Below are 13227 nucleotides of genomic sequence, written 5' to 3'. Positions count from 1 at the left end.
ACGGACCCGCATGACCAACACAGAAACCATCGGCCTCACTGACCTGTTCGCCTCGCGCCGCTATTTCAAGAAATTCGAGACGATCACATCTCATCTGGGTCGTGTCGCCGGCGTGATGGAAGCCGAGGGTGATCTCAATCGGGATGAGGTCAACATCCTCACCCGCTACATCACCGAGCTGACCTTTACCTTTCGCGCGCTGTCGCAAAAGTACCTGCTGGTGGGCCGCGACACGGGTCGCTTTTTCGGAAGCCTCGCCATTGATGCGATTGAATCCGGGTTTCCGGCGGCCGAAGAGATCATCACCATGGCCAGCGACGCCCAGCAGGCGGAGCGTCATCTGGCGGGTATGCCGTCGGCGGACGAGCTGAAAAAGCAGATGGTAGAGGTGATCATCAGCGAGCGCACGCCGCCCACCAAACTGCAGTTTGCGCTGTCCCAGCGGCTATACTACGAAGAGCTGCTGCGCGGCGATCTGTTCTGGCCCCGCAATGATCCGCAGATTGTGTGGACGGGCAATATCAGCGAACAGCGCCGCACGTTTCGGCTGCACTGGGCGGTCTATGACAGTCAGGTGAACTTGCCGATTGTCTACATGATGGAGCTTGAGGACACCGGATCGACGGCCTTGCCAAAGGATCAGCGCCGCTGGCCCGAGGCGCAGGCGCACCTGATGGCACAGGCTCTGGGCGGGTTGAAGCTCGTCACAATTGCGACCGGGTTCGACGAGGATTTTGGCGACCTCCACCCCAAACGTCTGCGTCGCTTTCATTTGGGCCCAATGTATTCGTCTGCCTTTACCAAGCAGTCAGGCCCGATTAGCCAAGTGCTGGAAACCGCCCGCGCGCCCGAAGGGCAGGACTGGGCCCTTGTCTGGACCGAGGAAGATCTGCGATCGGAGCGCGTGATGACAGAACGGGCGGGGTGGTTTTCATCCGTTGAACGCGAGGTTTTTGCCCTCGACCCCTTCGCCGGGCGCGGCGCCGAAACCGGGACCACGCGCATGGAACGCTCCATCGTGCTGCCGCAACGGCCGTTTCAAGCGCTTGAGGAAATGAACCCGCCCGGATTTGCCTCGGTGCGCAAATTCGTTGTCAGCCCGGCAGGCCGGGTGTTGAGGTACTGATGGCGCGCAAGACGACAAAGAGCGGCTTTCCCGCCTTTCTCAAACGGCGCAGGCAGGATCACTATGCCTTCGGTACCGTATGGTTGGCTATGGCCCTGATCTGGCTGCTGTTTCCGGGTCTGGTCGAACGGGGTGAGCGCTACAGCTCCTCGGTCAGGTTCATTGTCGTGGCGGGACTGCCGATGTGGCTCGCCATCAATTACATCGTTTATCGCGGCTGGTTGGGTGGCCGGAAAGGAAAGAAGAAATGAGCCAGACATCTGACCAGATGGAACTTCGCGAGGCCGAGATCGTGGCGCACTACCCAATGGCGTTGGCGATGTTGCAAGGCTTCGATCACGCACCCCGTATCGGCAAGGGGGTGGAGGCACCGCAGGCGGAGCGTTCTGCTGGCATCGGTACGCGCCGCCGGTTCCGCACCACGACGCCGGGGTTGGTGACACGCCGCAGCACGCCCACAGGGGCCGTGCAACTGCTTGCCACTATCGAAGGAGCCGATGACGACGATGCGCTGATGTCGCCGGTGCAGGCCACTGCCCTCAATGCCTTGCGCCGCGCCATCTCAATTGCCCTTGCCGTGGCCGAAAACTACGCGGGTGTCTCGGGCACTGGGCGATCTGAAACGCGCCAACCTCGAAGGGGCACTGCCCGCCGCCCGCAAGACCGAGTTTGCCGAACTGCTGGGGGCTGAGGCGTTGATCACCCTCTATGTCTTTGGCAATGCCACGGCTTACCTGCTGTCTGCGCATCAGACCGAAGTGACGGTCGAGGTGGGCGAGGTCGACGAAGTGCTGACCGACAACGGCCAGACCGCCCTGCACGGCGCACTTTGGGAACTGGATCAGGACATTGCCGCACATGCGCCTGACGACACGCATCTTGTCGCCACCCTCACCGCCTATGCCGAGGCGCTGATGGAGAAAGTCGCCCTGCGTGCCCAGAACGCGCCGCGCCTTGCGCCCTTTACCGCCGCCAGCTGGCGGGTCGAGGCGGATGATTTCACCGTGCAGGGATTTTCCCCTGCGCATAAGGCGAAATCCACAACGCTGACCATGACCTTCAAGAAACCGAACGAGGTCGTGGGCAACCACATCGCCAAGTACCAGTCGATGAAGCTGGCCAAGATGCTGATGGCCTACGACTTTGACCGCCGCCTGAACCCGTTTGCGGAGCTGGGCGGGTTCATCTTTACCTTTATGGGGGATGGCAAGCCGGGCACGGGCAAGACGACGCTGATCCAGATGATGGCCGGGCTGCTGAACGACTATTGTCAGGTCGCAGGCTATCCGTTCCGCTATCAGAACCTCTCGACCGACAACATCGACAGCTATCAGGGCAAGTCGGGGCAAAATGCCAAGGCATTCATCAACAATGTGCTTGATCCCGGGGCCATCGGATTTGGCACCATCGACGATATCGACCAGCTTGCGGGCAAGCGCGGCGACCGGCAGTCCAGCGCGGGACAGTTGGAAATCACTGCTGTGCTGATGGAAAGCTTTGCCGGGGCCAACACGGTCGTGCGGGGCAATTGCACCTTTGGCATGTTCTCGAACTACCCCGAAAACGTGGACGACGCGCTGCGCCAACGGGCTGGCGCGCGGTTCCTTGTGGACGGGCCGCAAACCCGCGAGGATTACATCGATATCCTCTACCTGCTGATGGGCAAGAACCACGACATCCCCGTGGGTCAGCACGAAGTCTTTTCGGCGCAAGAGATCAAGAAGGCGGTTGCCGCGTCCTTCGAGTCGCACGCCCGCCCGCATGAAGAGGGGCTGATGAAAGTGTTTGACCAAGTACACTCCGACATCGGCGATCTGGATACGATTGCCAAACTTGGCACGTACCTGAAAGGCATCCAAGAGGCCGACGAGCGGTTCACGGGCCGTGCAATCAAGAACATCACGGATGCAGTCAAAGTCCGCGCCATGGACTTTGAGTTGCCTGACGAGTGGATGGAAAACCCCGAGCTGTTCCTGTTCAAGGATTACGAGGGCAAGAAGGCGATGATTTCTGAACTGCGCGTGCCGATCACGGTCGACATGGTCGTGCAGGAAATCAACCGCTATGCGGACAGCGAATTCCGGTATGCGGACAAGTCGGATGAAGTCGCCATCGAGGCGATGGTGCGCGATTTCGGGCGTCAGGAAGAGGCCAAGAAGCGGTGGTTGGAGAGCAAAGGGTGACGGATACCCCCAACATATGGAACACAGGCCTGCCGCTGCTGATCCTCGGCGCGTTGGGGTGGGTTCTGCCCAAGATGCTGGTGCCCGAAGACACCCGCGCGCATAAACGCGTCGGTTTGGGCGTGCTGTTCAGCGTCCTCGCCCTGATCGCGGTGTCCGCTCTGGTTCTAGTGGCCTTCGACACCCCCGCCTATCGGGGCGCGCTGGAAGTCAGTGGCCCGCTGCTGGTCGCTGAAATCGCTCTGCAGAACTCTGCCCTGTTCGCCATCGCATGGGTGCCGATGGTGGCGCTTGCATGGTTCAACATGGCGCAGCGAGTCGAGGTGCTGCGGGGCAAGGACATGGCGCGGGGGAGGGATCATGATCCGCCTCATCCAATCCGGTCTCATGTATGGCAACCTCTTTCACGTCGCATCGCCTGCATTGGTGGAGCGCTACAACCGCGCGCTGGAACACCTCACCGGCAAGCGCACCAGCCTGACCGATTTCTACATCGACATCTCCGGCTTTTCGCCCGAGGTGGGTGCGGACCTGAACGACCCGCTTTACCTCAACCACAACGGGGTCAACCGGCAGTTCATCCTGTTGTCGACCGAACAACGGCACTGCCCGCTGCTCGACGCCAAATTCTCGACCAGCCATGGCATCCTCAAACAGTTCATCGCGGAAAACGAGGCGGCCCTTTTTGCGCTCACTGCGCGCGATGCGGTGGCGGGGGAACTCATCAACTCGGTTTACGACATCTCGAACCCTGCGCGCCTGTTCGACATCCGCGCCATCACAGTCGAAGCGGACACGACCAGCGGCACGGTGCGCAATGCGGGTACGCTGGCGGACAAAGTCGACACCTTTCTGCGCAAAGAGGATGCGTGGTTTGATGACGTGCTGATCGCCCGGATGATCGAGCTTGCCGGGGAAACCGGGGACGTGACCCGCAACCCTGTGACGCTCAAACCGCTCAAGGTGGAGCAGGGCAATTTCTGGACGGCGCATTTCGGCGGGCTTTACATCTTTCAGACGCTCGATCACCCCGCGACCATCGCCGCCGGGGACAAGCCGGAAGAAGTGCCGACCAAATACAACTTTGATCTGGGCGACCGGAACCAGATCGCCAAATTCCTTGAGTACAACGACCTGGTCGAACCTATCGTAAAGGCGCGCGGCATCGACGGGGCGGCGATCCTGCGCCAAAAGATGGACTTTATCCTTGTGTCGGCCGTGACCGAGGCAGGCGTGGATCTGAACGGGACCACCCGGCGCGATATGCGGATGCTTGCACGGCGCCACAGCACCCTTTTGCCGGACGAATTTCACGGGCTGGCAGAGCTGGTCAACTGGGCGGAAAACGGTGGCAAGTGGCCGCGTATCTCGTCCGACCACCCGGCCTATTTCTACACGCTTCGCGCCGCTGCGACGCCCGAGCTTGACCTGATCAATATGTTGTTGTCCGAACTGTCGCCACATGACGTGCGGCAGCTGTTCATCTGTCACAAACCAGCGTTGTATGCGGCCTATGCCAACTGGCCGGACGCGAAAAAGGAATATGTCGCGCGCTTCCTCGAAGCCGAGTACAAGGCGGACAAGGCAGGCGCCCGCGCGGCCCTGTTCGGGCATGATGCCCCGATGGAGGCCCCCAAACCCGAACCCCTCGACCTAATTGCACGCGTCGGTCCGTGGGGCGCTGTACGGAGGTAGGATATGGTACTAGTTCGACTGCTCTTTATCGCCTTTGTGGTGCTAAGCGTCATTTATCTGTCGCTGTCACTCTATTCCCGTTCGCGGGCCCGTGACCGGCTGGAGGCGGAATGGGACGCGGGCGATTTCGACATCCCGCGTGAATCCTACGTGCGCGCGGGCCTTGTCGAATACGACGGATCGCTGCGCCGCAAACTGATCCTGGGCGTCTATGTGGTGCCCATGTCCCTTGTCTGTCTTATCATTTACCTTGTGAACTTCGCCTGAAGGAACCCCATATGCGCTATATCGGCTGGACCATACTGATCTCCTTCTGGGTCTTTTTCGCGGCCTTTCTGCACTATACCCTGCCGCAGCGCGACATCGTGCGCATTGTGCGGGTGTTCGAGGAGCGTCAGGATCTGAACGACTGGACGCGCATGTTCTGGTCGCGCCCGGATGAACAGTCCGACGGGTTGATCAACCGCGACGTCCAGTTCCTGCAAACCGTGCAGGCCAACGGGCGCCCCATGGTCTATCGCAACGAGGACACCGGCTGGAGTTGGCCGCCCTATTTCAAGTTTGACACCTCAAACCTGTTCACCGAGGCCGCTGACGCCGTTTCAACCCGCGCAGCCCCGGAATGGTACGTGCTTACGCATTACGGCTGGCGCAACGAATTCCTGACGATTTTCCCCAATGCCATCTCGATCCGACCGGTCGACGGGCCGGAAGCATCCAAGGGAATCCCGTGGATCAACATCATCGTCCTGACCCTGATTGCCGCGTTTTTCTATGCGATCTGGGTCCGGTGGCGGCGGTTCCGCCGCGCACGGATCGATCCAAAGCTCGAAGAGTTGCAGGACAATTGGGAGGCGGCAGGCGATGCCGTCAGCGCCAAACGGGGCCGCATCCGGCGCTGGCTGGACACGTGGAAAGCCAAATAGGTCAGGGCAACGGATCAGTGCGATAAAGCCTGACACGTAACCCGCCATGGGCAATGCTGGGTCCGTCCGGCAGGAATGGCAGCCCGCTGGCGGTGGCAAGCCCGCCTTCGCTTGTGACAATGCCCACCCGCCATCCGGAAAATCGTTCGCGCAACACCTGCCCCAGACGGCCATATACCGGATACAGCGCCTTTTTATCGCCGATCCGCGTGCCGTAGGGCGGGTTCACGATCACCAGCCCCGGCGGGGCGGCGGGCGGTGTCGCCTCGCCTGCGTTGGCGGCGGAAAATGTGACCAGATCGTCCACGCTTGCGCGCTCCGCGTTGGCCTGCGCCATATCGATGGCGCCTGCGTCGCGGTCTGACCCATAGAACCGGGCATCAGGGGCACGCAGGCGGGTCGTGCGGCGCAGCGCCTCGGCGTTGGGGTCGTAGGTGGTCAGGTGCTCAAATCCAAAGCGGCGGGAGCGGCCCGGTTGCAGCCCCGCGGCGATCTCTGCCGCCTCAATCACAAAGGTACCCGATCCGCACATAGGGTCGAACACCGTTTGCGTCCCGTTAAACTCGCACTGGCGCAAGAACATCGCGGCCAGTGTTTCGCGCATCGGGGCCTTGCCCACGGCAGGTTTGTGCCCGCGCTTGTGCAAGGGCTCGCCCGAAGTGTCGACGCTGATGGTCACGCGGTTGTCGTCGATGCGCACTTTGAGGATCACGGGGGCATCTGCGGCGATGGTCATGCCAGCCTCTTCGCGCAAAGCGGCCTCGATCCGTTGGGTTGCGGCACCGGCATGGTAAATTTTCGACTTGCGAGACGTAGCGACATCGACCCGCACCGGCACATCGGGGCGCAACACATCGCCCCATGGAAACTTGCGTGCGCGTTTGTCGAGTTGGGCGAGGTGGAAGGCCATGAAATCGCCAATGCGCACAAGTACACGCGTCGCACCGCGCAGTTCAAGGTTGGCGCGCCACACCTCTGACCAGTCGCCCGCCATCGTAACGCCACCCGCCTCGGTGCCCGTCACCTCGAAACCAAGGCCGCGGGCTTCTTCAGCAAGTGTGGTTTCGAGGCCGGGCAATGTGATGGCAAAAAGGGTCAGGGGGCATTGGTCATGCCCGCCTGCTTAAGCGGTCCGGCGCAGGTGTTCGAGCGATATTTGTTTGCGCGGAAACCACGGGCTTAGACCAACCAGCCCAGTTTACCTTCGCCTCAGACACCATCCGTCGCCCTAACGTCGCCTTCCCAACTTAGTCGGCAAAGAGATAGTCAACCTCGGCGATCTCGCGCGCCTTGTCCTCGGGGACGGACAGGAATTGGGCCAACGCACGTGCATTGTCGTCAAGATCAGCTGATTCCTGAATGCGCCCCAGATGTTCGAAATCTGCATCTCGGATGCGGTCAGATTCAAAGATCATGTCGTTGCGGATCGTGGGCAACAGCCGCTCGATCGTTTCTGCCCCGGTTTGCTCGCCCGCCAGTCCAACCCGCATCGCGTGACCGACAAGGTATTCGTCGGTAAAGTTGCACTGGATTTCCAGCATCCGCGTGATCGACCGGTCACCTGCGAAATCCTCAAGCAGATCAAGGTTGCCCGGGTCCATGCACACGATCAGTCGGTCGGTTTCGTAGTAGTCAAACAGCATACGCATCAGCGCACGGCGGTGGCGCGTGCGCTTTTCCAGCGTGGTTTGTATGCCGCCCAGATCGGGCAGGGGCGAGTGTTCTTCGTTGAAGAGGTATTCGATGGCGGGCACGTTGGTCATCTGCCGTATGCGTTCCAGCATCCGCTTGGCCACGTGCCACTTCTTGCAGATGATGATCAGCAATTCGCGGTTGCGCCCCAGCGTGCTTTCGGTTTCCCAGAACCGCGTGGAAAAGCGGCGCCCGATCCGGCCACGCCCGGACAGGAACTTGAACAGGCTGGTTCCTTCGTTGGAGATTTGGAAAGGCACATCTTTAGCCGCGTAGAGTAGGCCAAGACGGCGTTTGAGGTCGAGCGCCTCGGGGCTGATCTTGCGGGCAAAGAGGAAATCCTGACCCAGCAGCAGGTCGTAGTGATCATCGTAAAACGTCACCGGCATCCCGTAGTCACTGAACAACAGGAAGGTCAGCGTACGGCATCGAATTTCGTCTTCGGGTACGACATGGCGCACAACAGTCTGAAAGAACGTCTCGTCCGGAATCCAGGTCGTGCGGAAAAAGCGCATCACGTCACGGCGCTGGCGAGTGAAATCAAGGACCCATTCGATGGTGCGCCTGCGCAGACACCACCACTGGCTGCCAATCTGCACATCGACATCCGCCGGAATGCTGCGCGTCAGGCCAAGGCGTTGCTGCAAATGCATGCTCGCATAGAACTGTCGCTTATGGCTGCGTTCGTTAAAGAAGTGGCGGTAAATCAACCGCTCTTCTTTCATCCCGGTCTTGATCCAGTCGCTTTTGAAATAGTCGAAGCTTTCAATGAAGTCGGCGTCGTTTTCATCGAGGAAATTATGGACGTATTGTGCGGTCTTGATCGCCATACAGTCGCCCGACAGCATGTAGAAATGCGTGGCGCGGGGGAATGCCTCGACCGCGGATTCGACAGCGTACAGCGTGGCTTGAACAAGGCTCCATTCGCCCCAGCCACAGCGAATGCGGCGATGGGCAAAGGTGACATTTGGGTTGTCCTTGAGAGCGGCGGAAATCTGCTTGAAATGGGCGGGGTCGGCACGCGCATCAAAGTGGATCGACATGTAATCGCCAGCCGTGGTCAACCGTTCTGCCTGTTTGACAACGGCATCCGGGTCCTTGTGACACAGAAGGATGTAGGCGATTTTAGCCATATTTGGAAACTTTACTGCCTCTTTACCTATGATTGTTTACGTAGATAAAGGTAAGGAGTGATTGAATAAACAGGATTTCTTTGGTTTTTTAGTTACAAGTCAAGCTGCACAGAAACGCAGCACGCATAAGGAACGGGCAGTATGGGTTTTCCTGGTACCTGGATGACACAAAGCGAAAGCGTGGTTTACCGCGTGGTGCCCAAATGCGCCTGCTCGACCATCGGGCAGATCATGTACTATTCCGACCATGGTGCGTTCTTTGATGGCGACATCCACGATGCTAAAGGCGGGATGCACAAATGGGCGCTCGAAGACAGTCAGCCGATGATCACCAGCAACGTCAAGGCGCACCAATCGTATGCCTTTACCTGCGTGCGCAACCCCTACACCCGCATCCTCAGTTCCTTCTTTGACAAGATTTGCGGCATCCAGCGCAATGGCAAACGCTATCGCGGCAACCTCGTGCCGCTCCTGATCCAGAAATACGGCATCGATGTCGGCGGCCCGGACGGCAAGCAGGACTTTGACCAAATCAAATCCTTTCGCCGCTTTCTGCTGTTCGCGCGCGACACAATCCGCTGGCGGCGCCCGATGGATCCCGACATTCACTGGTCGGCCATGTCAGGGCATGTGTCGACTTTCATCGTGAACGGCGGCACCTACGACAAGATTGTGTGGACTGAAAAGTTCAACGACGGGATGGAAGATGTCATGAAGGCGATTGAAACGCCCCACGCCGTCAACATTGCCGACATCCCCCGTTTTAATGAAAGCGAAGGGCACGGGCCCAAACGTGCCCACCCGGTCGAGGACTATTTTGACGACCTGTCGATGCATCTGGTCCGCGAAATCTACAAACGCGACTTTGATTTGTTCAAATACGATTTTGACAATCCGGGCAACAAGATGCCCATTGCCGAGATTGATCTGGACGAAGTGCACAAAAAGCTGGGCGACTAACCGTCGTTCACGGTCACCTGTTAACTGGTCAACGTCCCAACGTGCACTGCATGCCCGCTACTGGGCCCGTTTGAACGCGGCTGTCGCCACACCCATGGCAATCAGGGCACTGCCACCAAGCCGCGAAAACCATGCCAGCACGGACGGGCGCGCAATTTTGGAACGCAGCTTGTCCGCCAACAGCGCGTAAGCCAGAGCGTTCATCGCGGCCAGCCCAACGAAGGTTGCGACGAGAATTGCAAATTGCGGGAACAGCGGATCGTCCAAGACGACAAATTGCGGAACGAAAGCAATGAAGAACACGATGGACTTTGGATTCAGCGCGGTGACGGCCGTGGCATGGCCAAATACGCTGGTCGCACTGGTATGCGTGACATTTTCCAAGTCACCAAGCGCTGTGGTAGACGCACTTCTGAAGAGTTTGACGCCGAGATAAACGAGGTAGATCGCCCCGATCCATTTCAACAAGGTAAACAGCGTTGCAGAGGCCAAAACCAGGGCGCCAAGCCCGACCAGCGACGCCGACATGGCGATGAAATCCCCCAGTGCGACCCCTCCGACTGTGGCGAGGGCGACTCGTTTCCCTTGGCTGATCGCATAGCTGAGAACGAGCAGAACTGTCGGCCCGGGGATGAGTAGAAGTGCGATTGAGGCTGCAACAAATGCCAGCCAGATTTGAAGATCCATGGATGCCCGTCCTTACTTTTGATCGAGCCAGCCATAGCTTTGAAAAACTGTAAAGAGGAAAGGCACAGGCCTGAATTTGCAGTGTCCGCGTTTGGTAAAACGACCTTTGGCGCGTCCCTCGCGATCGGTGGCCTCGAGGCTGATCCCCTTGCACGATCCCACCCCACAGCCTACATCCCACTCCCATGGCACAAGGCAAATCAGATCCGAACTACAAGATCGCCGCAGAGAACAGGCGCGCGCGGTTTGACTATGCCATCGAGGATGACATCGAATGTGGCATTATCCTTGAAGGTTCTGAGGTCAAGTCGCTGCGTCTGGGTGGTGCCAATATCGCCGAAAGCTATGCCGCCGTTGAAGATGGCGAGTTGTGGTTGGTGAACTCGTACATCGCCCCCTATCTGCAGGCGAAATCCTTCAAGCATGAAGAACGCCGCCGTCGCAAACTGCTGGTCAGCCGCAAGGAACTGTCCAACCTGTGGAACCAGACCCAGCGGAAGGGCATGACGCTTGTCCCACTTGTCCTCTACTTCAACCACAAGGGCATGGCGAAACTGAAAATCGGGATCGCCAAGGGTAAAAAGCTGCATGACAAGCGTGACACATCGGCCAAACGCGACTGGGGACGCCAGAAACAGCGCCTTTTGAAGCAGGGCTGAAATAGCGCTCATTTGCCGTGATGCGTGGCCTGCTCCCTCTTGCCAGACATGGCACGGGGCGCTACCCAAGGGCGTTTTTTGCAGCCTCCGGAGCATGATTATGTCCGACGATCCCAGAACACTTGTCTCGACCGCGTGGCTGGCCGCCCATCTCAAGGATCCTGATCTGCGTCTGCTGGATGCGTCGTGGTATCTGCCGGACGCAGAACGCGATGCGCGCGCCGAATACGAGGCGGCACATATCCCCGGGGCCCGGTTCTTTGACATCGACGAAATCAGCGATGCCCGGTCTGATCTGCCCCATATGGCCCCGCCCGCGGAAAAGTTCATGAGCCGGATGCGCGGACTTGGCGTCGGTGACGGGCACCAGATCGTGGTCTATGACGGCGCAGGCCTGCTGAGTGCCGCGCGCGTGTGGTGGCTGTTTCGCCTGATGGGCCACCGTGATGTGGCCGTGCTGGATGGCGGTCTGCCCAAATGGCAGGCCGAGGGGCGCGAGACCGAGGATATGCCGCCCGTCATCAAGGATCGCCACCTGACTGTCCGCTTTCAGAACCACCTTGTGCGCGATGTGACCCAAGTGTCTCAGGCATCCAAGCTTGGGACTACCCAGATCGTGGATGCCCGCGCCGCGCAACGGTTTCGCGGCGATGCCCCCGAGCCGCGCGAGGGGCTGCGCGCAGGTCACATTCCGGGGTCGCGCAACGTGCCCTATACGGCGCTGCTGAACGACGACAAGACGATGAAATCTCCCGAAGACACCCGTGCTGTTTTCGAAGCAGCTGGCATTGATGTCACCAAACCGGTGATCACCACATGCGGGTCGGGGATCACGGCGGCGATCCTTGCGCTGGCCCTTGAACGCCTCGGCCATGACAGTTGGTCGCTTTATGACGGGTCGTGGGCCGAATGGGGCATGTTCCCCACCGTTCCCGTCGCCACAGGAGACGCATAATGTTCGAACACCTCACCGCCCAAAAACCGGATTCTATCCTGCAGCTTGTGCAGATGTTTCGCGAAGACCCGCGCGCCGACAAGGTCGACCTTGGCGTTGGCGTTTACAAGGATGCCACGGGAAACACGCCGGTCATGCGTGCGATCAAGGCGGCGGAGCATCAGCTGTGGGAGGCCGAGACCACCAAGTCCTATGTGGGCCTTGCCGGTGATCCAGCGTTTTCCGACGCGATGATCAGCCTTGTGCTGGGCGACGCCGTGGCGCGTGACAAAATTTCTGCCGCGGCCACACCCGGTGGCACGGGCGCTGTGCGTCAGGCATTCGAGCTGATCAAGATGACCAACCCGGATGCGCGCGTCTTTGTATCCGACCCGACCTGGCCCAACCACCTGTCGATCCTCAAGTTTCTTGAGATGGAAAGCGTGAGCTACCGCTATTTCGACGACACGACTCGTGGTGTGGATTTCGATGGCATGATTGCCGATCTGAAGACTGCCAAGGCGGGTGACGTCGTATTGCTGCACGGATGCTGTCACAACCCGACAGGGGCCAACCTGACGCCGCAGCAATGGGATGAAGTGATCGCGGTCCTTCTCGAAACCGGGGCCACGCCGATGATCGACATCGCCTATCAGGGCTTTGGCGACGGGCTGGACGCGGATGCCGCGGCCACGCGTGCGGTTGCGGCGGCCGTGCCCGAATGCCTGATTGCGGCGAGTTGTTCGAAGAACTTTGGGATTTACCGCGAACGCACCGGCATTCTGATGATGGTTGCGAATGGCACCGACAAAGCGGTGTCCCAAGGCACGCTGGCCTTTCTGAACCGGCAGAACTACTCCTTCCCGCCTGATCATGGGGCGCGTCTGGTCACGATGATCCTCAATGATGACGCTTTGCGTGCTGACTGGATGGCAGAGCTGGAAGACGTGCGCCTGTCGATGCTGGGTCTGCGTGAACAACTGGCGCAGGCCTTGCAGCAGCGCGCCGGGTCAGATCGCTTTGGCTTTCTCGCGCAGCACCGTGGCATGTTTTCCCGCATCGGCGCGACACCCGAGCAGGTCGTGAAAATGCGCGAAGAGCACGGGATTTACATGGTCGGCGACAGCCGTATGAACATTGCCGGGCTGAACGCGAAGTCGGTGCCAATTCTTGCAGATGCGATCATCGCTTCGGGCGTCTGAAGACACATTGTACGCTAAATGAAAAAGGCC

General features: G+C 59.5%; 12 protein-coding genes and 1 pseudogene. 10 read left to right on the top strand and 3 right to left on the bottom strand.

From position 1 onward, the window contains the following. The first annotated feature begins 10 nt into the window (after nucleotides 1-10). The 6 genes and pseudogenes from ACERZ8_RS04400 (at nucleotide 11) to ACERZ8_RS04375 (ending at nucleotide 5930) form a co-directional block, all read left to right on the top strand. Nucleotides 11-1126 (top strand): hypothetical protein, encoded by a 1116-nt coding sequence (locus ACERZ8_RS04400; RefSeq protein WP_407590914.1) that lies wholly within the window; start codon nucleotides 11-13, stop codon nucleotides 1124-1126. Further along, nucleotides 1126-1377, top strand: coding sequence for a hypothetical protein (locus tag ACERZ8_RS04395; RefSeq protein ID WP_407590913.1), 252 nt, complete (start codon nucleotides 1126-1128; stop codon nucleotides 1375-1377). Before ACERZ8_RS04400 ends, ACERZ8_RS04395 begins: the two co-directional genes overlap by 1 nt. Next, nucleotides 1374-3309 (top strand): annotated as a pseudogene (locus tag ACERZ8_RS04390) (ATP-binding protein). Before ACERZ8_RS04395 ends, ACERZ8_RS04390 begins: the two are co-directional and overlap by 4 nt. Nucleotides 3310-3669: 360 nt before the next feature. Continuing rightward, nucleotides 3670-5004, top strand: a complete 1335-nt coding sequence (locus ACERZ8_RS04385; RefSeq protein WP_407590912.1) for a DUF6638 family protein — start codon at nucleotides 3670-3672, stop codon at nucleotides 5002-5004. 3 nt (nucleotides 5005-5007) lie between these two features. Continuing rightward, a complete protein-coding gene (locus ACERZ8_RS04380) occupies nucleotides 5008-5271 on the top strand; it encodes a hypothetical protein (protein WP_407590911.1) in 264 nt (87 codons plus the stop codon). 11 nt (nucleotides 5272-5282) lie between these two features. Continuing rightward, a complete protein-coding gene (locus ACERZ8_RS04375) occupies nucleotides 5283-5930 on the top strand; it encodes a DUF1523 family protein (RefSeq protein ID WP_407590909.1) in 648 nt (215 codons plus the stop codon). 1 nt (nucleotide 5931) lies between these two features. On the opposite strand, the gene ACERZ8_RS04370 is transcribed toward ACERZ8_RS04375, so the two are convergent. After that, nucleotides 5932-7029 (bottom strand): THUMP domain-containing class I SAM-dependent RNA methyltransferase, encoded by a 1098-nt coding sequence (locus tag ACERZ8_RS04370; RefSeq protein ID WP_407594156.1) that lies wholly within the window; start codon nucleotides 7027-7029, stop codon nucleotides 5932-5934. Nucleotides 7030-7177: 148 nt separating this feature from the next. Further along, nucleotides 7178-8755 carry a DUF5928 domain-containing protein gene (locus ACERZ8_RS04365; RefSeq protein WP_407590908.1) on the bottom strand — a complete coding sequence of 526 codons (1578 nt, stop codon included), beginning with the start codon at nucleotides 8753-8755 and terminating at the stop codon, nucleotides 7178-7180. Nucleotides 8756-8896: 141 nt separating this feature from the next. Here ACERZ8_RS04365 and ACERZ8_RS04360 point away from each other — a divergent pair, with 141 nt between their 5' ends. Beyond that, the gene (locus ACERZ8_RS04360; protein ID WP_407590907.1) at nucleotides 8897-9715 is read left to right on the top strand and encodes a sulfotransferase family protein; all 819 of its coding nucleotides are present in this window, start codon (nucleotides 8897-8899) and stop codon (nucleotides 9713-9715) included. 57 nt (nucleotides 9716-9772) lie between these two features. Here the strand turns inward: ACERZ8_RS04360 and ACERZ8_RS04355 are convergent, their stop codons facing one another. Continuing rightward, complete coding sequence (locus ACERZ8_RS04355) at nucleotides 9773-10402, bottom strand: LysE family translocator (protein ID WP_407590906.1); 630 nt, start codon at nucleotides 10400-10402, stop codon at nucleotides 9773-9775. 185 nt (nucleotides 10403-10587) lie between these two features. On the opposite strand from ACERZ8_RS04355, the gene smpB reads away from it, so the two are divergent. The 3 genes from smpB to ACERZ8_RS04340 all read left to right on the top strand — a co-directional run bounded on the left by smpB (nucleotide 10588) and on the right by ACERZ8_RS04340 (nucleotide 13197). Next, a complete protein-coding gene (gene smpB / locus ACERZ8_RS04350; RefSeq protein WP_407590905.1) occupies nucleotides 10588-11061 on the top strand; it encodes an SsrA-binding protein SmpB in 474 nt (157 codons plus the stop codon). A 100-nt stretch (nucleotides 11062-11161) separates the two neighbouring features. After that, nucleotides 11162-12016, top strand: coding sequence for a 3-mercaptopyruvate sulfurtransferase (gene sseA, locus ACERZ8_RS04345; protein WP_407594154.1), 855 nt, complete (start codon nucleotides 11162-11164; stop codon nucleotides 12014-12016). Beyond that, complete coding sequence (locus ACERZ8_RS04340) at nucleotides 12016-13197, top strand: amino acid aminotransferase (protein ID WP_407590904.1); 1182 nt, start codon at nucleotides 12016-12018, stop codon at nucleotides 13195-13197. The genes sseA and ACERZ8_RS04340 overlap by 1 nt, the downstream gene beginning before the upstream one ends. The last annotated feature ends 30 nt before the right edge of the window (nucleotides 13198-13227 follow it).

Source organism: Tateyamaria armeniaca (assembly GCF_045797845.1).
Lineage (GTDB): Bacteria > Pseudomonadota > Alphaproteobacteria > Rhodobacterales > Rhodobacteraceae > Tateyamaria > Tateyamaria armeniaca.
This window is presented reverse-complemented; position numbering and strand designations above follow the sequence as displayed.